The sequence below is a fragment of the Chitinophaga sp. YR573 genome, assembly GCF_900110995.1.
Lineage (GTDB): Bacteria > Bacteroidota > Bacteroidia > Chitinophagales > Chitinophagaceae > Chitinophaga.
The window spans coordinates 1,502,135-1,527,702 of the sequence record NZ_FOJF01000002.1; the positions used below are offsets into that span (position 1 = coordinate 1,502,135).

General features: G+C 43.6%; 19 protein-coding genes. 10 read left to right on the forward strand and 9 right to left on the reverse strand.

Translation table 11 applies throughout. The features are described from left to right. Positions 1-169: 169 nt before the first annotated feature. Positions 170-823, forward strand: coding sequence for a suppressor of fused domain protein (locus BMW86_RS25750; protein ID WP_089785438.1), 654 nt, complete (start codon positions 170-172; stop codon positions 821-823). Between the two features lie 444 nt (positions 824-1,267). Here BMW86_RS25750 and BMW86_RS25755 read toward each other — a convergent pair whose 3' ends face one another. Further along, positions 1,268-2,575, reverse strand: a complete 1,308-nt coding sequence (locus BMW86_RS25755; protein ID WP_089785834.1) for a RagB/SusD family nutrient uptake outer membrane protein — start codon at positions 2,573-2,575, stop codon at positions 1,268-1,270. A gap of 20 nt (positions 2,576-2,595) precedes the next feature. Further along, the gene (locus tag BMW86_RS25760; RefSeq protein ID WP_089785440.1) at positions 2,596-5,592 is read right to left on the reverse strand and encodes a SusC/RagA family TonB-linked outer membrane protein; all 2,997 of its coding nucleotides are present in this window, start codon (positions 5,590-5,592) and stop codon (positions 2,596-2,598) included. A gap of 309 nt (positions 5,593-5,901) precedes the next feature. Here BMW86_RS25760 and BMW86_RS25765 point away from each other — a divergent pair, with 309 nt between their 5' ends. The 5 genes from BMW86_RS25765 (at position 5,902) to BMW86_RS25785 (ending at position 13,548) form a co-directional block, all read left to right on the forward strand. Then, positions 5,902-6,498, forward strand: a complete 597-nt coding sequence (locus tag BMW86_RS25765) for an RNA polymerase sigma factor (RefSeq protein ID WP_089785443.1) — start codon at positions 5,902-5,904, stop codon at positions 6,496-6,498. A gap of 70 nt (positions 6,499-6,568) precedes the next feature. After that, entirely contained in the window at positions 6,569-7,714 is a 1,146-nt protein-coding gene (locus BMW86_RS25770) for a FecR family protein (RefSeq protein WP_089785445.1), read from the forward strand. Between the two features lie 108 nt (positions 7,715-7,822). Then, positions 7,823-11,101, forward strand: coding sequence for a SusC/RagA family TonB-linked outer membrane protein (locus BMW86_RS25775; RefSeq protein ID WP_177189392.1), 3,279 nt, complete (start codon positions 7,823-7,825; stop codon positions 11,099-11,101). Between the two features lie 12 nt (positions 11,102-11,113). Continuing rightward, on the forward strand, positions 11,114-12,436 hold the full coding sequence (locus tag BMW86_RS25780) for a RagB/SusD family nutrient uptake outer membrane protein (RefSeq protein ID WP_177189393.1): 1,323 nt from the start codon (positions 11,114-11,116) through the stop codon (positions 12,434-12,436). A gap of 8 nt (positions 12,437-12,444) precedes the next feature. After that, on the forward strand, positions 12,445-13,548 hold the full coding sequence (locus tag BMW86_RS25785) for a TlpA disulfide reductase family protein (protein ID WP_089785451.1): 1,104 nt from the start codon (positions 12,445-12,447) through the stop codon (positions 13,546-13,548). Positions 13,549-13,845: 297 nt separating this feature from the next. On the opposite strand, the gene BMW86_RS25790 is transcribed toward BMW86_RS25785, so the two are convergent. From BMW86_RS25790 to BMW86_RS25820, 7 genes are all read right to left on the reverse strand, one after another. Continuing rightward, entirely contained in the window at positions 13,846-14,328 is a 483-nt protein-coding gene (locus tag BMW86_RS25790) for a hypothetical protein (protein WP_089785453.1), read from the reverse strand. Between the two features lie 300 nt (positions 14,329-14,628). Next, positions 14,629-15,762, reverse strand: coding sequence for a tetratricopeptide repeat protein (locus BMW86_RS25795; protein WP_089785456.1), 1,134 nt, complete (start codon positions 15,760-15,762; stop codon positions 14,629-14,631). A gap of 27 nt (positions 15,763-15,789) precedes the next feature. Then, on the reverse strand, positions 15,790-16,227 hold the full coding sequence (smpB, locus tag BMW86_RS25800) for an SsrA-binding protein (protein ID WP_089785458.1): 438 nt from the start codon (positions 16,225-16,227) through the stop codon (positions 15,790-15,792). Between the two features lie 252 nt (positions 16,228-16,479). Next, positions 16,480-17,328: an acetyl-CoA carboxylase, carboxyltransferase subunit beta gene (gene accD, locus BMW86_RS25805; protein ID WP_089785460.1), complete on the reverse strand. Its 849-nt coding sequence runs from the start codon at positions 17,326-17,328 to the stop codon at positions 16,480-16,482. 219 nt (positions 17,329-17,547) lie between these two features. After that, the gene (gene fbaA / locus BMW86_RS25810; RefSeq protein ID WP_089785463.1) at positions 17,548-18,615 is read right to left on the reverse strand and encodes a class II fructose-bisphosphate aldolase; all 1,068 of its coding nucleotides are present in this window, start codon (positions 18,613-18,615) and stop codon (positions 17,548-17,550) included. Positions 18,616-18,693: 78 nt separating this feature from the next. Beyond that, entirely contained in the window at positions 18,694-19,479 is a 786-nt protein-coding gene (locus BMW86_RS25815; protein WP_255373007.1) for a helical backbone metal receptor, read from the reverse strand. After that, positions 19,469-20,827 carry a pyridoxal-phosphate dependent enzyme gene (locus tag BMW86_RS25820; RefSeq protein ID WP_089785465.1) on the reverse strand — a complete coding sequence of 453 codons (1,359 nt, stop codon included), beginning with the start codon at positions 20,825-20,827 and terminating at the stop codon, positions 19,469-19,471. Before BMW86_RS25820 ends, BMW86_RS25815 begins: the two co-directional genes overlap by 11 nt. Positions 20,828-21,057: 230 nt before the next feature. On the opposite strand from BMW86_RS25820, the gene bioD reads away from it, so the two are divergent. The 4 genes from bioD (at position 21,058) to rnr (ending at position 25,566) form a co-directional block, all read left to right on the forward strand. Continuing rightward, positions 21,058-21,699, forward strand: coding sequence for a dethiobiotin synthase (bioD, locus tag BMW86_RS25825; RefSeq protein ID WP_089785467.1), 642 nt, complete (start codon positions 21,058-21,060; stop codon positions 21,697-21,699). A gap of 5 nt (positions 21,700-21,704) precedes the next feature. Beyond that, complete coding sequence (locus BMW86_RS25830) at positions 21,705-22,286, forward strand: 5-formyltetrahydrofolate cyclo-ligase (protein WP_177189394.1); 582 nt, start codon at positions 21,705-21,707, stop codon at positions 22,284-22,286. Beyond that, the gene (gene lpxK / locus BMW86_RS25835) at positions 22,283-23,350 is read left to right on the forward strand and encodes a tetraacyldisaccharide 4'-kinase (protein ID WP_089785471.1); all 1,068 of its coding nucleotides are present in this window, start codon (positions 22,283-22,285) and stop codon (positions 23,348-23,350) included. The genes BMW86_RS25830 and lpxK overlap by 4 nt, the downstream gene beginning before the upstream one ends. 92 nt (positions 23,351-23,442) lie before the next feature. Further along, complete coding sequence (rnr, locus tag BMW86_RS25840; RefSeq protein WP_410492569.1) at positions 23,443-25,566, forward strand: ribonuclease R; 2,124 nt, start codon at positions 23,443-23,445, stop codon at positions 25,564-25,566. The last annotated feature ends 2 nt before the right edge of the window (positions 25,567-25,568 follow it).

Below are 25,568 nucleotides of genomic sequence, written 5' to 3' on the forward strand. Positions count from 1 at the left end.
AAAACTTAAAACAGATTACTACGGGTTAAATTTCTAACTCTAAAATACAACAAAAACAACTCCCTGAAATTTTATTTATAGTCCGGTTTAGCTCTCCGGAGATTCAATTATCCCGGAAAATAATTATTTTCACGCCTGAGCCGGGGCAAATCCCCGTAACTTTAAAAGAATGACAAAGGAAGAATACAAGGCGGCTTTTGACGAGGAAGATGCAGTAGGGTGGCTTTCTATAGATAAGAAACTGGAGGAAATCTATGGAGATGCAGAGCCAAGGCATTATGCTCCCCCTCTCCATTATGCAGCAGGAGGGGAAGACCCTATTGACGGTTCCAGTATCTACGACAGCGAAAAACAGTCGTTTCACAGGCATATTATCAGTTATGGGATGTCCGAATTATATTATGATCTGGAGAAGATAGATGAGCCTTTCAGTAAATGGGGCTTTGAGTTTACTTTCAGGATCAAGCCTTTTGAAGGGGATAAAGAAGATCCTTTATGGGTGATACAGATGATGAATAACCTGGCTAAATATGTCTATAGCAGCGGTAAATGGTTTGAACCTTATCATTTTATCCCTGCCAATGGCCCTATAAGACTGGATACGGATACAGACATCGTAGGATTGGCATTCGTCCCTGATCCTGAGTTGGGTGTAATACAAACGCCAAATGGAGAGGTTTCTTTCCTGCAAATGGTAGGATTAACATCCAAAGAAACAGAAAGGTTGTTAGCGAGCCCTAAAATAGCCGATGTAGAGAAGCTGATTAATGAGATGAGAGAAACAAATCCACTACTGATTACAGATCTTACAAGAAAGAGTTAAAATACAGACAGTCTCAAAAGTAACTAATACATCTTCGATATGTTTGGGGCAAAACATAAAAGGCTCCGCTAGGAGCCCCGTGTTTGTAGCAAACAAATAAAACAACAAACACAGACTCCGTTAGGAGTCCCCTAAATTTGCTAGTATCAGGGGACTCCTAACGGAGTCAATTATGTAGAAGATAAATTGTTGCTACAAACACGGGGCTCCTAGCGGAGCCTTTTTAGTGTCTGCAAATACTTTTGAGACAGCCTGCAATTATTAGTAGTGCCCAAGTTTAATTACATAATCTTCGCGCCAGATGTTATTGATCGATAAATACACCTTATCTGACGTGAATATTAGGTGAAGTTAAATTGAAAAATAAATTCTGCGCCCATATTCCAAAGCTAAATCAGAGAACTAAACAGTCAGATGCAGTGTATTTATGATCAATAACATCTATTATATATTGCTCTCATTCTGAGGTAAAGGATACCTTGGCCACACATCATCATCAGGTCTGTCCTTTGGCAATGTTCCCAGCAAGCCATAACGTCTTGCATCTATCCACCAATGCCCTTCCATAAACAAAGAATAACGCCTGTTATAGAGTAGTTCTGTCAGCAATGCCGCAGTAGTAATAGCACCCGCATAAGAAGGCAGATTATGTGCCGTACGGATACGGTTTAAGGCTACAATAGCATCCGGAAATGCACCGGTTTGAATCTTAGCTTCCGCATAGATCAGGATCAATTCTTCATTACGGATAATACTGACAGAAGAGTTGAGGGAATTCCAGATAGTAAGGTCCCGGTTGCCGGTTAAACCACTCTGACTGGCAGAGGAAGTACGCAACGCAGTTTTATTGATACGGTCATCACCCGCTATAATATCATTGACAAAAGAAGGATTCGCTACCCTTACTTCACCATTCCCATTGGGGGCCAGGTACATCGTATTGGCAAGATCACCACCATTCGTAGAGAAAGCATGATATACACCCGTAGCAAACGCACCATTCAGGTCGAAGAAGGACTCGTTAAGAGCTGTTAAAGCAGCAGCCCAGTTCTTCCGGTAAGTATATACCCTGGCAGCTAATGCACGGTTAAATTTGATCAACCCGGCAGCATCTTTGAATCCCAAAAAACCATCAGACAAAGGGAACATCACCTCTGATCCGGTAAGGTCCGCTTTACCATCATCCAGGAATTTAAGCACAGAGTCCATCACTACACCAGGATCGGTAATTACCGGGCCTAATGTTGCTCCGGTAGCAACAGGGATACGGGCACCGTTGGAATCCGTCATATTGATGTTGAGTAACAACTGGTAGCCGATCAGCGTTTTTGCAAAGCCGGTAAAGGCTTTCTTTTGCGCATCAGAAGCAATAGCTGTCTGGGTATTCTTGATAGCATCCAGGAGAATGAAACACTGCCTGATTACCTGGTAACGGGACCCCCAGGGATTGGTAATATAGAAAGTGTTATTGTCCAGTCTTTTAGTACCACCGCCTAAAAGATCTGTAGTATAACGGGGTTCTGCACCGGAAAAACGGTAAATCTCTCTGCCGATAACACCGGTACCATCCAGGTAAACAGCCAGGTTATTACGCATCCCGGATTCCGCACCTGTTACCAGGTTAAACAAATCACTCCGGGTAGGATTAGCAGTGATCCCATCAACAACAGGAGTATTCAAACTGTTGATCTCTCCTTTCTGACAGGCACTGAATGATAGCAGTATAATAAAAGCTGCAAAATACTTATTCATATATAATGATTTTAAATTGATCATAAATCTATACCCACATGAAAACTGGCTCTTTTGGATGCAGGGAACGGCGTAACATCCACACCCGTTGATAACCCGTTACTACCACGACTCTGAGCCGTTGTAATCGTATTACTTCCGAAATTGGAAACTTCAGGGTCATAACCAACGTATTTTGTCCAGGTGAAGAAGTTATTGGCAGAAATACCCACCCGTATGCCCTTGATGACATTCGTGTTTTTCAATGGTACATTATAGTATAATCCTATCTCACGGATACGCAGATACGAGGCATCCTGTACATAAATAGAAGCATCTCCTGCACTTGGACGATAAGCACCTGCCTTAGTACCGTTGATAAGATCATCGTAGTCGAAAGAAGTAGCACCAGCATCCGTTAACAACTGTGTAAGGTTGATATTATCACCACCTTTTTTCCAGTGCATCAGGAAACGTAAAGAGAAGTTTTTGTAGATAGTTAATTCATTGAAGAAACTCATCTGGAACTTTGGTTCTGAATTGCCTATTAATTTCAATGCACTGCCAACAGTTCCCTTGATCTGTGTTGCTGGCTGTCCTTCTTCCAGGTAAAAAGTACCCAGTGAGTTACCAAATGCACCAATCGCATATGGAGGGATCAACAGCTTCGTTACTTTGGAACGGTTCTTCCACCAGTTGATAGTAGAACTCCATTTGAAATTGGCGGAGTTAACAGGGATCAGCGTAAGTCCCAGTTCAATACCCTGGTTTTTCAGGTTACCACTGTTCTTCCATTCAGATGCATAACCGGTAGAACCTGGCAATGAATGACGCAACAATACATCATAGATGTTCTTATTGTAATAACTCGCTTCCAGGCTTACCCTTCCACTCAGAATACTTACATCCAACCCCGTTTCAAACTCTGCCTGACGTTCTGGTTTGATGGCAGGATTACCCTGCAGGTTATCTACGAGTATACCGGGATAACCGCCGATATTACTACCCAGCATACCAGTGAATTTACTGCTGTAAGGCGGTACGTTCCCTGATTGTCCATAGGCAGCTCTTATCTTCAGATTTTCTATACCCGCCAGATTCCAGAACTTCATTTTAGCGATGTTCCAGGAGATGGATCCTTTAGGAAATACGTAGTATTTTTTATAATCCCCGTTGTTGGTCGATCTGTCGAAACGTACACCGCCACTTAATGTAATCGCATCTATCAGGGAGAGATCTTCCTGGATGAAGAGACCATTATCACGGTATTTCTGGCGGAACTGATGAGTGGTAGTATTTGCACTGGCATCCAGGTTACTCTGTCCGTAAACCAGGTTGGTGGCTACTGTCAGGATATTATCCATGAAACCTGTTTCCAGGGTAGCACCCGCAGTACTGGTTAAACTGATCTTATCATTAGGTGTAAATGTATTAGCCAGGAAACCACCGATATTGGTATTGAGGTTATTGGTATTACCCTGTATGGAATGTCCCTGCTGACCGTTCTCTTCGAATTGAAGGTCGCGGGGGAATAAAGCCGCTGTTTTGTAGTTGTAATAATCCACGCCACCCCGGCCAATAAACCGGGTAGTTGAACGATCATTCTGCTGTATACGGATATCGAGGTTAGCACCACCCACAAAGCGGTTGGTCTGTTCATTGTTGCGCATCTTATCACGTGTTTCCAGTGGATTGGAAGCAGCGAAAGGGTTACGAGGATATTCTCCCAATGCATTAGGATGCAGTTCCACAAAATCCGGAGTGGAAGATAAGGCCACCCCGTAAGTAACACCGTTGTTATCGTTATTGGTAAGACCCCTGTCGGAAGAGGAGTTGATATAATTGGTAGTAACGCCAAGGGAAATACGATCACTGATTTTATGATCTATATTCAGGCGGACAGAGTTGTTGAAATAACCGGTGTTTTTAACAATGCCTTCTTCCTGACGACGATTGCCGGAAAGATAGAAGGTTGTTTTATCACCACCACCGCTGATGGATAAGCCGGTGTTTAATACCTGCCCGGTTTCCCCGTACATTTCTTTTTCATAGTCGTAGATCTTGCCGGCGCTTTGGGCAGCATTAAACTGTGCTTTATAAGCATCACGTTTTGCCTGTACCGCCGGATCAGGATTGTCGGCAGCACCCGCCAGATCAGCCGCTGTCTCGGCTGTAAACTTGCGTACGCCCATCAGGTGTCTTACTTTTACAAAGCCCAGTTCCTGGTTTACACTCACTTTCGTTTTACCTGATTTTCCTTTTTTAGTGGTGATGATGATTACACCTGCAGCTGCTTTGGCACCATACATGGCCGCTGCTGAAGCACCTTTCAGGATCTCGATGTTTTCAATGTCTTCGGGATTGAGGTCTGCAATACGACTGGAAGGGTTATCCTGGTTATTGGGGTTACCGGCCGTAGCGGCGCCGGAGACATCATTTAAACCGGCAGGAATACTGCTGTTGTTGAAGAAGATCCCATCTACCACATACAAGGGCTGGGAGTTCCCGAATATGGAAGTGATACCCCTCATCTTTACAGAGAAACCACCACCCGGAGCACCGGAGTTCGCAGTAATGAGGGCACCCGGTACTTTACCGCTAAGTGCAGCGTCGAAAGTCTGTGCAGGGGCAACACCATTGAGTTCCCGTCCGGAGATGGTAGCCACGGCATTGGCGAGGTTACTTCGTTTTACATTCGTAGCAAGCCCCGTTACTACTACTTCGTCTAAACGGGCAAAATCTTCTTCTAAAGAAATATTCAGTACAGAAGTCGCTGGAGTCAGCTTTAAGATCACGGTTTTGTACCCGGTATAACTCACCTGAATGGAAGGTGTACCGGCGGGGACGGCCAGTGTATAAGCGCCTGAGGCATCAGAGATAGTACCCTTATTGGTGTTGGGTATCCTGATGGTCACTCCGGGGATAGGTCTGCCATTCACGGCATCCTTGATGTTACCGGAAAGGTTTTGCTGCGCAAATAATGCGAGTGTGCTGCACAGGCAAAGCAGCACCAGCAAGCTGGATTTGGGTAGAAACATAGCTTGTTCGATTTAGAAAAATGATGAATGATAATAAATGCTTACAGCAGCATGATCTTGGTTTTTTGTGGAATATTACTTTGTTGTGGTGTCCTGCAGGTACGGGCAACTTCTGGGTTTCAACAAAAACTCCTGCCAGGATTATTTTTCATTAAGCCGGTCTTGTCATAACGATTTAGCAGATTACGAAAATTTACAAGTATTTCCCTCTTTTTTGTTTGGTTTTAATAAGTTATATTTTCAACTCGATAACTTCTATATAGGCGCAGATTAAATCGGGAAAATAAATTATTTTCACCCCTTGATAATATGAAAGAAGAGGGGATAATAAGCGAAGATACATATGCAGTACGCCTGCAACAGGGCGATGAACTGGCCTTTCGCTATGTCATGGACCGCTACTTCGCCATTATCACCAGCTTTACCAAAAGAATCCTCTCAGACAGAGCAGCTGCCGAAGACATTGCCGAAGAGGCATTCATCAAGTTATGGCAGCATCACGTAAACGTCAGTACTTTCCAGTCGATCAAAGCATTCCTCTACATTACCGCAAAGAATGGCTGTTTAAATCAGCTACGCCAGGAAAAGAATCTGGAACGCCGTCACCAGGACTATACCACCCGTATGGACCAGGAGATGAACTTCATAGAAAATGAGATCATCCGGGCGGAAGTAAAGGCGGAAATCTACAAAGCAGTGTCGCTTTTACCTGAAAAGATGCAGCAGGTATTCCGTTTAGGCTTCATTGAAGGGCTTCCTAACCGCGAAATAGCCCGTTTACTGGGTATCTCTGTCAATACCATCAAAGCACAGAAATCACGTGCTATGGAGCTTGTTAAAGAGAAATTACAGGGAAGAGATATCTACCCCGTTGCTATTATCCTCCTGTCCCTCTTAAATAAATAAAAAAAAGTTGACCCCTGACTAACCCAAAAGGCGTTGGGCTGTGTTTGTATTATATCAGCCATTCGTTTTTATGAAAGAAACAGAGATCGACCAATTACTTTATGTTGCCGCATTGATCAGCAAACAGCGCGCTGGTACTACCCTCAAAGACAGGGATCAGCAGGTACTTAACAACTGGCTGGCAGAGAACCCTGCCAATGTAGAGCTGTTGCATGAAGTGATACAGGTGCTGGACACTCCTGTGGAAGATGAGGCGCTGAAAGCATCTGCCAACCGGGTATATGAAGCGATCGGGTTCATAACACCCCAGGCAAGACCCGTTCACAGGGTACATTTCCTGAGAAACAGGTGGTGGTGGGCTGCTGCCTTACTCATTGGTATTACAACCGTTACTTATCTGACCTATACTCCTGCACCAAAACAACCTATCGCTTTAAAAATCAAGCCGGGCAAAGACGTGGCTATACTCACCCTGGCCGATGGTACTACCATCACGCTGGACAGCGCTTCTAACGGCATTATCAGCCAGCAGGGCAATGTGAGGATCACAAAACTGCCTACAGGGGAACTGGTATACACTCCGGAAGGCAGTAACGTACAGGAAACACTGTACAACACCATGACCACCCCCAAGGGAGGACAGTATAAACTGACCTTGCCGGATGGCTCAAAAGTATGGCTCAATGCCGCCTCTTCCATTACTTACCCGGCAGCATTCGCGGGTAAAGAACGAACCGTAACTATTAAAGGAGAGGTCTATTTTGAAGTAGCAAAGAATGAAAACATGCCTTTTCATGTGAAGGCGAACAATATAACAGTAGACGTATTAGGGACAAGTTTTAATATAATGGCATATGAAGATGAACCAGCCATTAAAACAACACTGATTACCGGTGCCATCAAAGTAAACGGGCATCTGCTTAAACCAGGTCAGCAGGCAGTAAACGAACGGATAACAGATAACGCAGACATAGAAGAGGCCATAGCGTGGAAAAATGGTCTTTTCGAATTCAATCAGCAGTCTATTGTATCTATCATGCAGCAAATCAGCCGCTGGTACGACGTAGATATTCAATACCAGGGGACTATAAAGAGCAAAACATTTACCGGGCAGATTTCGAGATATGCGGACATCACAACGGTATTAAAGATGATGGAGCTAACAGGTGGCATCCATTTTAAAGTATCAGACAGAACAGTAACAGCTATGCCGTAATAATTTATTCTGCCAACAAACCAAAATCAGAACAAAACGATGAAGCCAACGTTTCTTAAGAGGGGGCGGGAAATCCGTATGCTCCTGCCAACCAAAATCAGACTGATCATGAAATTAACATTTCTGATCTTATTCGCAGCCTGTTTACAGGTAAGTGCCAACAGCTATGCGCAAAAGATCACTTTGTCAGAAAAGAATGCATCACTCGAGAAAATCTTCCGTGTCATTAAAGCACAGACAGGGTATTTATTCCTGTTTGACGACCAGCAATTACAATCTGCCAGGAAAGTGACCATTGATGTGAAAGAGGCTTCTATCCAGGCTGTACTGGACCAATGCTTCCAGGACCAGCCGCTTGGTTACCACATCGTAGACAAAACGATCATCGTACAACCTAAAATAGTAGTTAAGCATGGCCCGCGTTTCGTCATTCGTGGTGTCGTGACTGATGAAAGTGGTCTTCCGCTTGAACATGTTACCGTACAGGTGGAAGGGAAAGGCATTGGTATGACAACCACCGAAAAAGGAGAATATGACCTTACAGACCCTAATGTTGATGAAGAAACAATACTGATCTTTTCTTTCATAGGCTATGTTCCTCAAAAAATAAGAATTGGTAACCGCCATACTTTAAACGTAAGGTTGGTACGCGAGAGGAAAGTGCTGGATGAAACCGTGATCATCGGTTATGGTACTACTACCCAGCGTAAAAGCACCGGGGCTATCAGCAGCATTACTTCCAAAGATATCGCTACTCAAACGATAGATAACCCTCTTACCGCCTTACAGGGCCGCGTTTCCGGTGTACAGATCACACAGGATAATGGTTTGCCCGGCGCTGGTGTAAGAGTACAGATACGTGGTCAAAACACGGCTGCGGCAGGTTTCATTCCTTTATACGTGATAGACGGTGTGCCTTTTACCTTATTTAATGGCGGACAACCTACTACTGATGCGCTGAATGCTTATGGTACCAGTGGTGCCAATGGTAATATCAGTCCATTCAGTATGATCGCCCCTGAAGATATTGAGCGCATAGATATCCTCAAAGATGCTGATGCTACTGCTATCTATGGTTCCAGAGGAGCTAACGGTGTAATCCTGATTACTACCAAAAAAGGACGCAAAGGCAAAACATCTCTCAACATTAATGTATCCAATGGAATAGCTAATGTGAATCATTATATACCTATGATGAACACACCCGAATACCTTCAGATGCGTAAGGAAGCATTTGCTCATTCCAATGTTACACCTACTGTTACCAATGCAAAAGATCTGCTGGTATGGGACCAGAATGCTTATACCGACTGGCAGAAATGGGCTGTTGGTGGTACTGCACATTATACGAATGCAGCGGTATCTGTATCCGGTGGAGATGCACAGAACACTTTCCTGTTCAGCTCTGACTACCGTAAACAAGGTACTGTATTCCCTGGCGATTTTGATAACAGCTCTCTTTCCGGCAGACTGAATGCAGGACATAGAAGTCTGGATCAGAAATTCAACATGAACGTAGGCGTGAACTACTCTTTCGCCAAGAACAATCTGCCTCAGACGGATTTAAGTTCACTGTATGATCTGCCACCAAATTATCCTCTCTATAATGCGGATAATTCATTGAACTGGACACGTACCAATCCTTTGGCTCTTCTAAAGAGAAAGTATGATGGCCAAACCACTAACTTTATCAGCTCTGCAGATATCTCTTATAAAATATTATCAAATCTTACCGTCAAAGCAAACCTTGGCTTTACGCAGACTATATTAAAACAAACCGTAGCTGTTCCAGCCAGCTCTCAGAATATTGCGTCTACTGCAACACCTGCTACGATTGCAGCTGCCAATAACCTTACTTCTGCCAATAACGGTAATGATAATTATATCATAGAACCACAGGTAGAATATAGTACTGGTATTAAAGGTGGAAAATTACAGTTACTGGCCGGAACAACTTTCCAGCAAAGTAAAGCGACAGGTATCACCTTATATGGTTCAAATTTCAGCAGTGAATCATTGCTGAATTCCATATCAAGTGCAGGTACTGTTACGGTGAGGTATAATAACTACTCCATCTATAAATACAATGCAGTATTTGCCAGGGCTAATTATAACTGGCACGATAAATACATCGTGGATGGAACTTTCCGCAGAGACGGGTCTTCCCGTTTTGGTCCTAACCACCGCTTCGGGAACTTTGGTGCAGTAGGTGCTGCCTGGTTATTCTCCAAAGAAAAGTTCATGGAGAATATACCTGTCATCAGCTTTGGTAAATTACGCGGTAGCTATGGTTTAACCGGTAATGACCAGATCCCTAATTACCTGTATAGTCCTTTGTATACTTCGGCATGGACAGGATACAATTATCTTGGCACCAATACACTGGTACAAAACAATATTTCCAATCCTGATCTGCACTGGGAAACTACCAAAAAGCTGGACTTTGCACTGGAACTGGGATTATGGGATGATCGTATCCTGTTCAAAACCGACTTTTACCGCAACCGGTCTTCAGACCAGTTAGTGAGTATTGCTTTACCAACTCAGGGTGGGTTCGTTTCTTATACCGGTAACTTCCCTGCAGTGATTCAGAATAAGGGGTGGGAGTTTGAACTGACGACTACCAATATCCAGTCTAAAAATGTGAAATGGACTACTTACCTGAACTTAACCATTAACAGGAATAAGCTGGTATCGTATCCTGGTCTGGCTACCTCCAGTTATAGCACTACGTATGTTGTTGGTCAGCCTATTGATGTACAGTTGTTATATCATTATACTGGAGTAGATCCAACTACAGGTTCACCTACCTTTACTTCCAAAGGTGCCACTCCGCAGTATGCTACCGACAGGATTCCAATGAATGTAGGTCATCCATATTATGGTGGTATTACCAACAATATCTCTTATAAGAATTTTACGCTTGATTTTACATTCCAGTTCAATCATCGCAATGGATTCAGGAATAGTACCCTGACATCGAATTTCTATCCATACGGTTATACGTATACGAACCAGAGTACAGCCATTCTGGACAGATGGAAAACAACAGGGGATAAGGCTTTCTTCCCATCTGCCGGTGTGAATTATGATCAGGCTTATTCTAATCTGGCCAGTTCTGATTATAACTGGGGAGATGCTTCTTTCATCAAATTCAAAACGCTGAGTCTTACTTACAACCTGCCAAAAACATGGTTACAGCATGTACATATGTCTGGTGCTTCTTTGTATGCACAGGGACAGAATCTGTATACCTGGGCTAAACAAAAGTATGTGTATGATCCGGAAACCACCTTGCCTGGAACTGGTTCTGCTTTAGGTGCAGGAAGGTATTCTGCTTTCCCGCAATTACGTACGATGGTAGTAGGTTTGAATCTCTCATTCTAAAAATTAATGAACATGAAGAACTTTGTATATCTGATAATGGCGACGGTAGTATTCTCTTCCTGTGAGAGTTACGTGGATATTGATAAAGCGCCTAATCAGTTACTGATTGCGGATGCTTACAAACAGGATGCTACAGCTACCAGTGCTGTACTGAATATCTATTCTGATGATGTAACGACTTATAGCCTTGCCAACTTTACTTACCTGGGCGGAGTGGAGTCTGATGAAATGTTATACACGCAGGCTACCACTCCTGCAATTACAGAATTTGCACAGGCTGCGGTTTCTATTACCAATGCAAACCTGGTAAATTATCTCTGGTCCTATCCCTATTCCATCATTGCGAAAGCCAACGTGGCTATTAATGGCTTAACAGCTTCCACTACGTTAACGACTACTATTAAAAGTCAGCTGTTGGGTGAAAGTAAGTTCTTCAGAGCATTCACCTATTTCAACCTGGTGAATTATTTTGGAGCTGTACCGTTAGCACTTACAGGAGATCCGTTGAAGGATGGCTATTTGCCAAGAGCTTCAGCGGATTCTGTATGGGCGCAGATCATCAGCGATTTAAAAGATGCTGAAAACCTGTTACCTGCTGCTTATACCGGTACATTAAGGACAAGGGTAAATAAGTATGCAGCGTCTGCCTTACTGGCGCGTGCCTATTTGTATACAAAGGACTATGCGAATGCAGAAGCAGAAGCGTCTAAAGTGATTGGAGCTACTGATATCTCATATACATTGTCTGATGTAAGTACTGCGTTTTTAAATACCAGTAATGAGACGATTTTCCAGATAGCGCCAACCACTTCCTGGAGCAGTTTTCCTTTCATGGGTACTTATTACATTACTTATGGCCAGTTTGTATTGTCTCCTTCTTTAACAGCATCATTTGAAACCGGAGATAAACGTAAAACTTCCTGGACAAGAGACAGCGTAATCACTAAATATAAAATGGCGGGTGGTGAATACAATGTTGTTTTACGCCTGGCAGAACAATACCTTATCAGGGCAGAAGCAAGAGCACAGCTGAATACCAATCTTACCGGAGCACAGACGGACCTTGATTCGGTAAGGGCAAGGGCTGGATTACCAGCTACTACGGCTGCTACACAAACTACCTTACTAACAGCTGTTGCGCAGGAACGTAAAGTAGAATTATTCGGAGAGTATAGTCACCGCTGGTTTGATCTGAAACGTACGAACGAGGCAAATACGGTTATCGGCACATTAAAGCCAACTACCTGGAAGTCCACAGCGGTACTGGCACCTATTCCATCTGCAGAAAGAATAAAAAATGCAGCTTTGACTCAGAACGACGGTTATCCTAAATAAATAAACATATGTCAACGATTAAAATAACCAGCTTTCTATTTGTTAACCTGTCCTTAGCCTTAGCAGGTATGGCGCAGGGCACTTATCAGCTGTCAGGTAAAGTAGATGGTTTAGCCAACGAAAAGATTTACCTGAACAATGATGGAGATAAGATAGATTCCACTTTTGCTAAAAACGGTGTTTTCAGTTTTAAGGGAAAGATCAGTCAGGCTTCGTATTATTCACTGCGTCTGGAAGGAAAAGAATACAGGGCAGTCGGATTCTTTATGGCTCCCGGTAAAACCACTGTAACGGGCCGTGCAGACTCTTTAGGCAAAGCGGTGATCACTGGCAACCCTTACAATAAACAATGGCAGGAATGGCTTGTAACCTGGGGACAGATCACAGCACAGGCAAGACCTATGTACATGCGTCTGGATTCTGCTTCTAAAGGTGGTAAGGTGAAAGAATCTCCGGAAGAAAGGAAGATTTTTGAAGATGGGATGAAATCGCTGGAAGCGCAGACAGCGGTAGCCGTTACTGCTTTCGCTACAAAATATCCGCAGTCTCCGGTATCCCCGTTCATCATCATGGACCGTTTTGTCAGCTATCCTAATCCTGAGATGGAAGCTAAGACCTGGGCATTATTAGGTAAAGAAGCGAAGGGGTCTTTTTATGGGAAGAAGATTGCTGAACATCAGAAAATTGCTTTAAAAACAGCGATTGGTGCAACGCCTGATTTTGCAGTAGCAGATACGTCCGGAAAGACAGTGAAATTATCTTCTTTAAGAGGTAAATATGTACTGGTAGATTTCTGGGCCAGCTGGTGCGGACCTTGTCGTAAAGAGAATCCAAATGTGGTAAAAGCATATCAGCAATATCATGATAAAGGATTTGATATTATGAGTGTATCACTGGATACTAATAAAGATGCCTGGATGAAAGCAGTTGCAAAAGATAATCTTACATGGAATCATGTGAGTGATCTGAAAGGCTGGAAAAGCCCGATTGTAACAGAGTACGGGATACATGCAGTACCTACCAGTTTTTTATTGGATAAAGACGGGAAAGTGATTGCGAAAGATCTTCGTGGAGAGAAACTGGAAGAGAAGTTGAAGGAGTTAATGCAATAAAGTAGTGAATGTTCATAATTAATATTGAGGGTGTATCAAGAGTAACTGATACACCCTCAATATGTTCGCGACAAAACATAAAAGGCTCCGTCAGAAGCCCCGTGTTTGTAGCAAACATATTAAATAACAAAACACAGACTCCGTTAGGAGTCCCCTAAAGTTGCTAATATCAGGGGACTCCTAACGGAGTCTATTATGTAGAATATAGATTTTTACTACAAACACGGGGCTCCTGACGGAGCCTTTTATGTGTTTATTAATATTCTGAGACAGTGTGTTTTCACTTTTATGCCAAGTTTAATTCCCTGGAGCAGAATGATATAATGTGCCACTGAAATTACCTGTTACTATTTTACCACTGACTGTGATTGTATAATTAATTGTGTAGTTATCTCCTGAATGAGAAACATTTACAGTACCGGCAGTAACCCCCGTGATTTCCGTTCCAGCACCAGCTACGTTAGTAACATTGTATCTTACCACAGCACTGGAGAAATTCTTCTTCACATCATAGGCTCCGTTATTCCTTGAAAGGAAATCATACTTAGGATAATTCAGTGTATCAACAAAAATCTGAACAAAGTTTTCTATATAGTCCGGAGCCACACCGATATTGGTGATCTTTAGTCCATCAGTACTATTCCAGTAAGCATAATCCGCAGTATAGACTTTACCATCCAGGGTAAATGAACCACCGTTAACAGTTGATTTATTCTCGTCTTTTTTACAGGAAATAGCAAATAAGCTTACTGCCAGCATAAACAGGGTAATTCTCTTCATAGGTTATTTTTTATTTATTGAAAATCAAAAGGTTTTCCACCCGTAATCAGGTTTTATGTAGGTTTAAATGCAACAGTTCACTCACAGGATATTCCTGTAAGATATGAATAAATATTAATATATCTATAGGTGGTACATAATCTTCGTGTCAGATGTTATTGGTCAATAAATACACCTTATCTGACGTGAATATTAGGTGAAGTTAAATTGAAAAACAAATCCTGCACCCATATTCCAAAGCTAAATAAGAGAGCTAAACAGTCAGATGCAGTGTATTTATGATCAATAACATCTGACATCTTACAGGTTATTGTAGAAGGACTGCATATCGCCAGCCAGCTGATCGTAAATAGGTTTAGTGAATAACATAAAGAGGTCCTGAGGAGGAGGGGGGGGAATATCGGAGCCACCTATCTGGCGTTTGTCTTCTTCGCTGAGCGCTCTTTTATCACCTTTATAAGTACCGAATTCATTCAGCCAGGTATAACTACCCGGAAGACGGTTACTGCGGATGATTTTATTGCTGGCAACATCTACCAGCTGGTAATCCAGGGAGCCTTGTGAAACAACGCTGGTTCTTGTAACGTAGATCGTTGCTCTTACTGTTTCGTATCTGTCGATGAATTTACCGCTGGTATCTTTGTAACTGCCTGTAACGATCTCTTTGGATACATCACGCTTACTTCTGTCCACATAAGTTTGTCCGACTACGAAATCGTAGAAACGCAGTTGCAGGTATTCGTCGGGCTGCAGGTTATTGCTGCGGGCGATACGTTCATCTGTAAACTGAACAAAGCGATTGATGTTGCGTTGTTGCAGGTTGCGGATCAGGATATCTCTGAACTGGTCTGCACTGAACTGAAAGTAGCCAGAGTTGATTTCCAGTTCACTTACTACTACATTAACAACACCTCTGTTGAAAGATTCGTCTCTTAATTCAGCTGAGTTGCGGTAGTTGTTAATTAATTTAAGGGCAGCGACGAATTCATCATAAGCTCTTCTGGCGCTGGCTTTATCTTCCTTTTTTAATAAGGCAACACCTCTGTCGTAGCGTACTTCTGCTGCATTCTCCTGAGCGCCGGTAATGGCGTTACGGTAATCTTTAGGCTTCACCACAGCCAGTGCAGCAGGAGAGGTGTGAATAATATCATAGAGGCTTTGGAGCGAGCGGTATTCCTGTCGTACATATTCCCATTTCAGGGGATTATCTGAGGTCAGGTAACCAGTCACCTTATCTTCGTGCTGGCGTTGGGATTGTGCATATGCCTGGGGAAGCAGTTGCAGGGATGTGGCATGCTCGGGATGCTTTTGTAATTTCTTTACAAATGCCTGTACGGCCTGATCGTAACGGCCTTTATTGTACAGTTTTTCCCCTGACTTACATGACAGAATGAATAGGATAGGTGCTATCAGCAACCAGTAACGGTTTTGCATATATTTCTCGATGTGTGTATAATCGGGCTACTTTATGTATCGTCTCATCTCTCTGTCGTTTTCACGTTCTCTGATACTATCACGTTTATCATGCAGCTTCTTACCTTTACCCAGTCCTATTTCCATTTTCGCATATCCTTTTTCTGAGATAAATATGCGTAATGGGATGATGCTATAGCCTTTCTCTTTTATCTTCATTTCCAGTTTACGTAACTCCCGTTTTGTGAGCAGTAATTTACGTTCCCTGAGTGGATCATGATTATAGAAGGTACCGTGCGTATAAGCCGAGACGTGGAGGCTTTTTACGTACAGTTCTCCATGTGAGAAATAGCAGAAAGCATCATTGAAACTCACCCTGCTGGCGCGGATAGATTTTATCTCTGTACCGGACAATACAAGGCCTGCAATGAATTTATCTTCAATTGCGTATTCAAAGAATGCTGATCTATTTCTTAATTCTGCCATTTTTGGGGACTCCTAACGGAGTCAATTATATTTTATTGAAATTTTTCTACAAACACGGGGCTCCTAAGGGAGCCAAATAATGTTTGTTATAAGTACGGGCTCCCTTAGGAGCCAGTTACTATTAATCAGGTTTCGTTAAGAAACCAGATAATATTTCCTACAAATATGGGCTCCGTTAGGAGCCCCGTGTTTGTAGCAATAACATCATCTATCAAACTCAGACTCCGTTAGGAGTCCCCTGTTTGTAGTATTTTAATTTTTAAACAACACAAGCAGCTCTGCTAACTTGGGTTTCAGTTCTTTACGATCAATGATCAGATCCAGGAAACCGTGTTCCAGTACAAACTCTGCACTCTGGAAACCTTCCGGAAGATCTTTCTTGATGGTTTCCTTGATGATACGCGGACCGGCAAAGCCTATCAGCGCTTTAGGTTCTGATACGTTGAGGTCACCCAGCATCGCGAAAGACGCGGTAACACCACCCGTAGTAGGATCTGTCATCATGGAAATGTACGGTAATTTAGCGTCTGCCAGTTGCGTTAATTTAGCGGATGTTTTAGCCATCTGCATCAATGAGAACGCACTTTCCATCATACGTGCACCACCCGATTTTGAAATGATCATCAGCGGCATTTTGTGCGCGATACAATAATCAATAGAACGGGCGATTTTTTCACCTACCACAGAACCCATAGAACCACCAATGAAGGCAAAGTCCATACAGGCTACCACGAGGTCATTATCCATCACTTTTCCAACACCCACTCTCATGGCATCTTTCAATCCTGATTTCTTCTGGGCTTCAACTAACCTTGCACCATATGGTTTCAGGTCTTTAAAGCCGAGGAAGTCCTTCGGATAGATATTGTCAAAAAGTTCTTCGAATCCATTTTCATCAAAAATGATATCGAAATATTCTGCAGAATTAATACGGTTGTGATAATTACATTTATCACACACATAAAAGTGCTCTTTCAGGTCTCTTACCGTGACGGTTTTTTTGCAGTTAGGACATTTGTGCCACAACCCATCCGGCGCTTCCTTCTTCTCACTTGTAGACGTTTGAATGCCTTGTTTAATGCGCTTAAACCAGCTTGACATATTGTACTATTAGGTTACAAAATAGTTGTGCAAGATACAAATTAAATTAACTTCCAAAGTATCTCATTAGCAATATTATGCTTAAAGTACCTGGGAACCAGTATTTTGTCGGGGAAAGATATATATTTAATTCAAGTAATAGGAGATTTGGCTGATATGAAATAAAGTAAAGCCCTCCGTTTGGGGGAGGGCTTTACTTTAATATTGATTGATAACGAATTACGCGTTTCTGTTGATGCAGTTCAGATCAGCAAATGCTTCTTCCAAACGTTTTACAAAGGTTTCTTCACCTTTGCGCAGCCACACACGTGGATCGTAATATTTCTTGTTTGGTTTTTCAGGTCCTTCAGGATTACCCAGCTGACCCTGCAGGTATGCTTTCTTAGACTCGTAGAAGTCGTGAACGCCTTCCCAGTAAGCCCACTGCATATCTGTATCCAGGTTCATTTTGATTACGCCATAACCCAGTGCTTCAGCGATCTGGTGTTTTGGAGAACCTGAACCACCATGGAATACATAAAACACTGGTTTAGCAGCAGTCTTGAATTTTTCCTGGATGAATTCCTGGCTGTTCTGTAAAATTACAGGGCGTAATTCTACGTTACCCGGAGTATATACACCATGTACGTTACCGAAAGCAGCTGCTACGGTGAAACGGGTACCGATTTTAGACAGTTCTTCGTAAGCGTAAGCTACTTCTTCAGGCTGAGTATACAGCTTGGAGTTGTCGATACCGGAGTTGTCAACACCATCTTCCTCACCACCGGTTACACCCAGTTCGATTTCGATAGACATACCCAGCTTGTTCATGCGCTCGAAGTATTTCAGAGAAGTTTCAATGTTCTCATGGATAGGCTCTTCGGAGAGGTCCAGCATATGGGAACTGTACAGTGGCTGACCGGTTTGCTTTTTGAAAGCTTCACCTGCGTCCAGCAGACCGTCGATCCATGGCAACCATTTCTTGGCAGCATGGTCTGTATGTAATACTACAGGTACACCATAGTATTTAGCTACCTCATGTACGTGTTTTGCACCTGATACACCACCAGCAATATTGGCCTGCAGCTTATCGTTAGGCATTCCTTTACCGGCAAAGAACTGCGCACCGCCGTTAGAAAACTGTATAATTACAGGTGAGTTAACTTTTGCAGCGGTTTCCAGTACTGCGTTAACAGTGTTTGTTCCTACCACATTCACGGCAGGCATTGCGAACGCATTGTTCTTAGCATCATTGTACAGCGCATCCAGCTCTTCGCCGAATAACACGCCAGCTCTGTATTTTCCCATAGCTTACGAATTGTTTTACATTTAAGGACAGCAAATATAAGTACTTAATAGTACTTATTATAGCGTTTAAATAGACTTTTAGAGGAAGGATGATATTATTTCCCTGAAATACGCGGGGGCCTGTAATAATCTGCTTCCATACCAGGAATACATTTCACCATCTACCAGCAGGACCTTAGCCTCCGGTAATATAACCCGTAATTCTGCGATATGTTTATCTTTAAAGGGGTAGGGTTCTGAGGAGAGGAGGATTAAGCGGCAGCCTGTTCCCTGTAGCTGTTCTGGTGTTATAACAGGATACCTGGGCATATCTCCGAAGATATTCTCCAGGCCGCAGGCCCTCATCATTTCATTAATAAAGGTATCTCCACCCGCTACCATCCAGGGATCTTTCCAGATAAAGTAAGCCGCTTTCACAGCCGGTAAAACGGGTAAGGCCCTGAAACCGGCCATTATTTGTATGACTAAATCAACTGCTTTGGGGCTACGCCCTGTAATCACTCCCAGCCAGCGGATCATCTCCGTCGCGTCCCGCAGGTTATGGATATCACTCACCCATACCGGGAATTCTTCCATTAAGGCTTTCACCTGTTCCGGTTCGTTCTCTTCTTTATTAGCGATGATCAGATCCGGTTGCAGGGCACGTATCTTATCTATATGGAATTGTTTAGTGCCACCTATACGGGGTTTTGTCCGGAACCATTCGTCCGGGTGAACACAGAATTTAGTGATACCGGCAACGTCGGCACCAAGATGATATAGTAATTCCGTCTGAGAGGGTACAAGCGATATGATCCGGCGCGGCGGGAAAGGAATAGCTACCCGCCGGCCCAACTGATCAATGTGAATAGGATTAATTTCCAAGAGCCTGTATAATGTCGTATTTGGTAACAATATGATAGTTGCCGCTATCGTCTTTGGTTAAGACTGCACCATTTTCTTTATTAATATAGACAGATAATTTTTCTATTGGCGTATCCATGCGTACTTCCGGGAAGGCGGACTGCATCACCTGTTTCACCTGTGCATCTTTTAAATTGGCATCATCTATCAACCTGATAAACAAACCGTTTTCAGAGATAGCGCCTACTATTTCGTTGTTATGTAATACAGGGATCTGCTCAATATCATATTTCTTCATTTTCAGGATCACATCACTCACTTTGTCTTCCGGCCCAACTGTTACCAGTGGCTGGTTACGGCGGGCATTCACCACATCTTTCACCGTTTTAACATCCAGGAATCCACGTTCCATCATCCACTGGTCATTATATACCTTACCTACATAACGGCTGCCATGATCATGGAAAATCACCACTACCAGGTCGGTAGGTTTCAGTCTGCTTTTCAGCTGCTGTAAACCAGCAATAGCGGAACCAGCGGAGTAACCCACGAAAATGCCTTCTTCTTTGGAGATACGGCGGGCCATGACAGCGCCATCCTTATCCGTTACTTTTTCGAAGTGGTCGATAAGGGCCATGTCGTAGTTCTGGGGAACGAAATCTTCCCCTATACCTTCTGTAATATAAGGATATACCTCACTCATGTCCAGTTCACCGGTTTCATGGAACTTTTTCAGCAGGGAACCGTAACTGTCTATCGCCCAGAGTTGTATATCAGGATTTTTCTCCTTGAGATATTTACCGGTACCGGTAATAGTACCGCCTGTACCTGTTGCCACTACCAGGTGAGTGATCTTTCCATCTGTCTGTTTCCAGATTTCCGGGCCGGTTTGCTCATAATGAGCATCACGGTTAGCCAGGTTATCATACTGGTTCATATAGAAGGAGTTAGGTATTTCCTTTGCCAGCCTGGCTGCTACTGAATAGTAAGAGCGGGGATCTTCCGGTTCCACATTGGTAGGGCAAACGATCACTTCGGCGCCTACGGCTTTCAGTATATCTACCTTTTCTTTGGATTGTTTATCTGTAGTTGCGAAAATACATTTGTAACCTTTGATCACGGCAGCCAGTGCCAGTCCCATACCGGTGTTACCTGAAGTACCTTCTATAATGGTACCGCCTGGTTTTAACTGCCCTTTTTCTTCTGCCACTTCCACCATCTTCAGTGCCATACGGTCTTTAATTGAGTTACCGGGGTTAAAGAATTCTACTTTTGCCAGCACAGGGCAGGGTAATCCGGCAGTAACGCGGTGTAATTTCACTAACGGGGTATTTCCTATTGTTTCAAGGATACTATTGCAAAAATCCATATGATGAGATGTTGAATCCCAGCGAAAATAAGGAAATAAGTTAACTTGAAATAGCTTCGGAACAGTAACAGAACAGGAATAAAACAGGTATTGAAGAGGTTCATCCTCCGTTCATCCTACGTTAAGTAACGTAGGATGAACGGAGGATGAACCTCTTCAATACCTGATCAATAGCCGTATTCTCCTATTTCAATATATAGTCATAAGCCGTATTCTCCTATATTTGCAATATGAGTCAGCGGATTTTTATAACCGGCATAGGGACCGGAGTGGGGAAAACACTAACAGCAGCCTGTATAACAGAGGCGCTGCAGGCTGACTATTGGAAACCCGTGCAAACCGGCCTGAAAGAAGGGACAGATACCGATACCGTACGTGGATTATTATCCAACCCGATATCAGTATGCCACCGCGAAGCGTATTGCCTGGAAGAACCTGCCTCACCACATCTGGCTGCCCGTCTGGAAGAAGTGACCATCAATGTAAAACGTATTATTGAAGTGGCTGAAAGCCTGCAACCTGCTAACCGCCCGCTGGTGATAGAAGGAGCAGGTGGACTGATGGTTCCCCTGAATGAACAAACATTTACGATCGATTTTATACAACAATTACACGCAAAGGTGATCATCGTTGCCCAGAACTACCTGGGTAGTATCAATCACGCACTGTTAACTGCCCGCGTGCTGAAACATAGTGGTATCCCGGTAATGGGATGGGTTTTCAGCGGCGATTATCATAGTAATGAGGAAGAAGTGGTTTCATGGAGCGGGTTCCCGCACCTGGGCCGTATCCCCAGAACGACCCTGGTAGATAAGGCATTTGTGAAAGAACAGGGAGATAAGTTATCTTTGCGGACAATAACATACTTTTAACCTACTTGTTAACAAAAAAGGATATACGAAAACAATACCTGGAAAAACGGCTCAATCTTCCGGATGACCTCTCTACCACGCTAAACAGGCAACTGCTGGAACAATGCAGGCAGCTCGACTTCAGCTCTTTTACCCTGGTTCACATTTTTTTGCCTATTACGGAAAAAAAGGAAGTGGATACCTATGCCCTGGTTGACTGGGCCAGGATTACATGGCCTGATATACAATGGGTATTGTCCAAGTCGGACCTTAGCACCGGCCTGATGGTACACTACCTCTGGGAGCCCGACACCCTGCTGGTAAGCAATAAATATGGTATCCCTGAACCGGAAAACGGTACCCTGATCCCCCCTGCGATGCTTGACCTTATCTTTGTTCCCCTGCTGGCATTTGACCGGAAAGGACATCGTGTAGGATACGGAAAAGGGATGTACGACCGTTTTCTACAGGAATGCAGACCGGATGTCACCACCATCGGGTTGTCCCTGTTTGACCCGGTTGATTCAATTACTGATACAGATACCCTGGACGTGCCACTGGATATGGTGATCACCCCAGGTCTTATCTATCAATTCAAGAAAAAATGATACAATACCTGAAAGTTTTATTATACCCTTTTTCCCTGTTATATGGCCTGGTGATGTGGATCCGGAACCGCTTTTACGATACCAATGTGCTCACGGCGGTGGAGTTTGACCTGCCTGTGATTGCGGTAGGTAACCTTTCCGTAGGTGGTACCGGTAAAACCCCCCATGTGGAACACCTGATCCGGCTGTTGAAAGACAAATACCGTACTGCCACCCTTAGCCGGGGCTATAACCGTCGTACCAACGGTTACCTGCTGGCAGATGCACAAAGTACGGCCGCCCAGCTGGGAGATGAACCGATGCAGTTTCATCAGAAATTCCCTGATATCAGCGTTTGTGTAGGAGAGGAGCGTATGCTGGCCATACCCCAGTTATTGGGAGAACGCCCGGAAACACAGGTGATACTGCTGGATGATGCTTTCCAGCACCGCTCTATCAAACCGGGCATGAATATCCTGATAACGGATTACAGCCGCCGTTTTACAAAAGACCATGTAGTACCCTTTGGCTATCTGCGGGAAGGCCGCAAAGGATATGAAAGGGCTGATTGTATTATTGTTTCGAAATGTCCGCCGGCTTTATCGGAAGCAGAAAAAGCCGCTATCCGCAAGGAGATAAAACCGATGTCCGGTCAGCATCTGTACTTTACCTCTTTGCAGTATGGCACATTATATGACATGTTCAGCGGAGAACCGGTAGATGTGCCGGCAGATACCACCCTGATGCTGGTATGTGGTATTGCCCGCCCTGAACCACTGTTACAGCAGTTAAAAAGTACACACGAACAGGTGTACCTGCTGTCTTTCCCCGATCATTATTACTACGCCGGTCATGATCTGGAAAAGATTAAAAAAGAACTGGGAGACTTACCAGGAGACAAAAAAATGGTGATTACCACCGAAAAAGATGCCGTACGCCTTCATCTGCTCGAAGAACGCCTGAAGGAGTTAGACATACGCATTGCCGTTATGCCGGTAGAAATATCTTTCCTGTTCGGGGAAGCATATTCATTTAATAATTATATTTTTGATTACGTGGAGCAGTTTGGAAGTAACCATGATTAAATGTTACGAGAATGACAAAAAGTAAAAAACCTCAAAAAAGCAGTAGCCCCCAGCATACATTTAAGGGCACTGTACAAATAACCCGTTCGGGTATGTCCTTTGTAATTATAGAAGGACAGGATAAAGATGTAATGGTAAGACAGCAAAACCTGAATACTGCGCTGGATGGAGACGAAGTGACCGTCTCTGTTATTAAACAGGGTAAGAACCAGGGCCGCATGGAAGGTGTGGTAACGGAGATCATTACACGTAAGAAAACAGAATTTACAGGTACACTACAGGTGAATAAAGGCTTTGCCTTCCTGATACTGGATAAATCCCTGTTCATGCCGGACATATATATCCCGGCCAATGTACTGAAGGATGGTAAAACCGGTGATAAAGCACTGGTACATATCGTAAGCTGGGGAGATAAAACCCGCAAACCTGTGGGAGAGATCATTGAATTACTGGATGCCACTAATACCAATGACCTGGCCATGAAGGAGATCCTGATAGAAACAGGGTTCCCGCTCAGCTTTCCGGAAGAAGTGATCAAAGAACTGGCGCTGGTAAAAGAAGATATCAATACAGATGAAATAAAGAAGCGTAAAGACTTCCGTAAAACATTAACATTTACGATAGATCCTGTTGATGCAAAAGATTTTGATGATGCGATATCTATCAAGAAAATGCGCGGTGGATGGTATGAAATCGGTGTACATATTGCAGATGTAAGTCATTATGTATTGCCTGAAACATCCCTGGATAAAGAGGCGTACAAACGTGCCACTTCTGTATATCTGCCGGATCGTGTATCTCCCATGTTACCGGAGAAAATCTCTAATGAACTGTGTTCTCTTCGTCCGCATGAAGATAAACTCACCTTCTCTGCTGTTTTTAAAATGAATGAGAAAGGAGAGATCAAAGAACACTGGATAGGCAGGACCATCATTCACTCTGATCATCGTTTTACTTATGAAGATGTACAGGAAGTGATTGAGAATAAAGCCGGGCAGTATGAAGAAGAAGTGCTGTTGTTAAATACGATTGCACAAACTCTCCGTGCAGAAAGGTTTAAAAATGGTGCTATCAATTTCTCTTCACAGGAAGTGCGCTTTCAACTGGATGAAAATGCGAAGCCAATAGGCATCGTGATCAAAGAAAGTAAAGAAGCACATCAACTGATTGAAGAGTTCATGCTGCTGGCTAACCGCACAGTGGCCGAGTACGTGTTTAACATCAAGATAGGTACTAATCAGCATGTACCTTTCCCATACAGGATCCATGATGCACCTGATGAAGAAAAGCTGAAGGTGTTTGCAGTGTTTGCAAAGAAATTTGGGCATTCGCTGGATGTGAGCGACCTTGATAAATTAGCGTCTTCTTTTAATGAAATGCTGAACTTAGCCAAGGGGAAACCAGAGCAGCATGTACTGGAAACCTTAGGGATCCGTACGATGGCCAAGGCGGTGTATACCACCGATGATATTGGTCACTATGGCCTGGGATTTGAACATTACTGTCACTTCACCTCACCTATACGCCGTTATCCTGATGTGCTGGTACATCGTGTACTGGCAGAATGCCTGGCTCATGATGTACATCCGGACAAGAACATGGAGAGCAAGTGCAAGCATTCTTCTGAAATGGAACGTAAGGCCATGGAAGCAGAAAGAGCGGCTAACAAATACAAGCAGGTGGAATACATGCAGCAGTTCCTCGGTGAGGAATTTGATGGTGTGGTAAGTGGTGTGGCTCACTTTGGTTTCTGGGTAGAGACCGTGGATACCAAATGTGAAGGTTTGGTGAGCATACACAATATGACAGCCAAAGATGAGTTTGTATATGATGAAACGGAGTATGCACTGATTGGACAATATACCGGTAAGAAAATCCGTATCGGGGATAGAGTGAAGATCCGTGTGGTGGCTGCCAACTTAGTGAAGCGCCAGCTGGATTATGATCTGATTGAAGACTGGGGAGATGGGCCTGATGTATCGTCAAGGCCACAGTACCGCCGTAAACCTGCAGATGATACCAGGAGAGGTACCAGCAGGAAACAGTCCGGTGCTAAGAAAGCTTCCGGCGACAGAAGATCTTCAACAGGGGATAGAAAACCATCCGGCGATAGAAGATCATCATCAGGAGAGAGAAAATCATCTTCCGGAGAAAAGAAATCTTCCGGTGGAAGATCAAAACCATCTTCAGGAAAACCTAAAAGAAAAAATGATTAGAA

Excerpts from the sequence above, each read along its gene's own strand:
- accD (WP_089785460.1), bottom strand. The coding sequence starts at position 17,328 with ATGTCAAGCTGGTTTAAGCGCATTAAACAAGGCATTCAAACGTCTACA.
- BMW86_RS25775 (WP_177189392.1), top strand. The coding sequence starts at position 7,823 with ATGAAATTAACATTTCTGATCTTATTCGCAGCCTGTTTACAGGTAAGT.
- BMW86_RS25820 (WP_089785465.1), bottom strand. The coding sequence starts at position 20,827 with ATGGATTTTTGCAATAGTATCCTTGAAACAATAGGAAATACCCCGTTA.
- BMW86_RS25770 (WP_089785445.1), top strand. The coding sequence starts at position 6,569 with ATGAAAGAAACAGAGATCGACCAATTACTTTATGTTGCCGCATTGATC.
- BMW86_RS25795 (WP_089785456.1), bottom strand. The coding sequence starts at position 15,762 with ATGCAAAACCGTTACTGGTTGCTGATAGCACCTATCCTATTCATTCTG.
- BMW86_RS25785 (WP_089785451.1), top strand. The coding sequence starts at position 12,445 with ATGTCAACGATTAAAATAACCAGCTTTCTATTTGTTAACCTGTCCTTA.
- BMW86_RS25780 (WP_177189393.1), top strand. The coding sequence starts at position 11,114 with ATGAAGAACTTTGTATATCTGATAATGGCGACGGTAGTATTCTCTTCC.
- lpxK (WP_089785471.1), top strand. The coding sequence starts at position 22,283 with ATGATACAATACCTGAAAGTTTTATTATACCCTTTTTCCCTGTTATAT.
- BMW86_RS25790 (WP_089785453.1), bottom strand. The coding sequence starts at position 14,328 with ATGAAGAGAATTACCCTGTTTATGCTGGCAGTAAGCTTATTTGCTATT.
- rnr (WP_410492569.1), top strand. The coding sequence starts at position 23,443 with ATGTCCTTTGTAATTATAGAAGGACAGGATAAAGATGTAATGGTAAGA.
- BMW86_RS25760 (WP_089785440.1), bottom strand. The coding sequence starts at position 5,592 with ATGTTTCTACCCAAATCCAGCTTGCTGGTGCTGCTTTGCCTGTGCAGC.
- BMW86_RS25765 (WP_089785443.1), top strand. The coding sequence starts at position 5,902 with ATGAAAGAAGAGGGGATAATAAGCGAAGATACATATGCAGTACGCCTG.
- smpB (WP_089785458.1), bottom strand. The coding sequence starts at position 16,227 with ATGGCAGAATTAAGAAATAGATCAGCATTCTTTGAATACGCAATTGAA.
- fbaA (WP_089785463.1), bottom strand. The coding sequence starts at position 18,615 with ATGGGAAAATACAGAGCTGGCGTGTTATTCGGCGAAGAGCTGGATGCG.
- BMW86_RS25755 (WP_089785834.1), bottom strand. The coding sequence starts at position 2,575 with ATGAATAAGTATTTTGCAGCTTTTATTATACTGCTATCATTCAGTGCC.
- BMW86_RS25750 (WP_089785438.1), top strand. The coding sequence starts at position 170 with ATGACAAAGGAAGAATACAAGGCGGCTTTTGACGAGGAAGATGCAGTA.
- bioD (WP_089785467.1), top strand. The coding sequence starts at position 21,058 with ATGAGTCAGCGGATTTTTATAACCGGCATAGGGACCGGAGTGGGGAAA.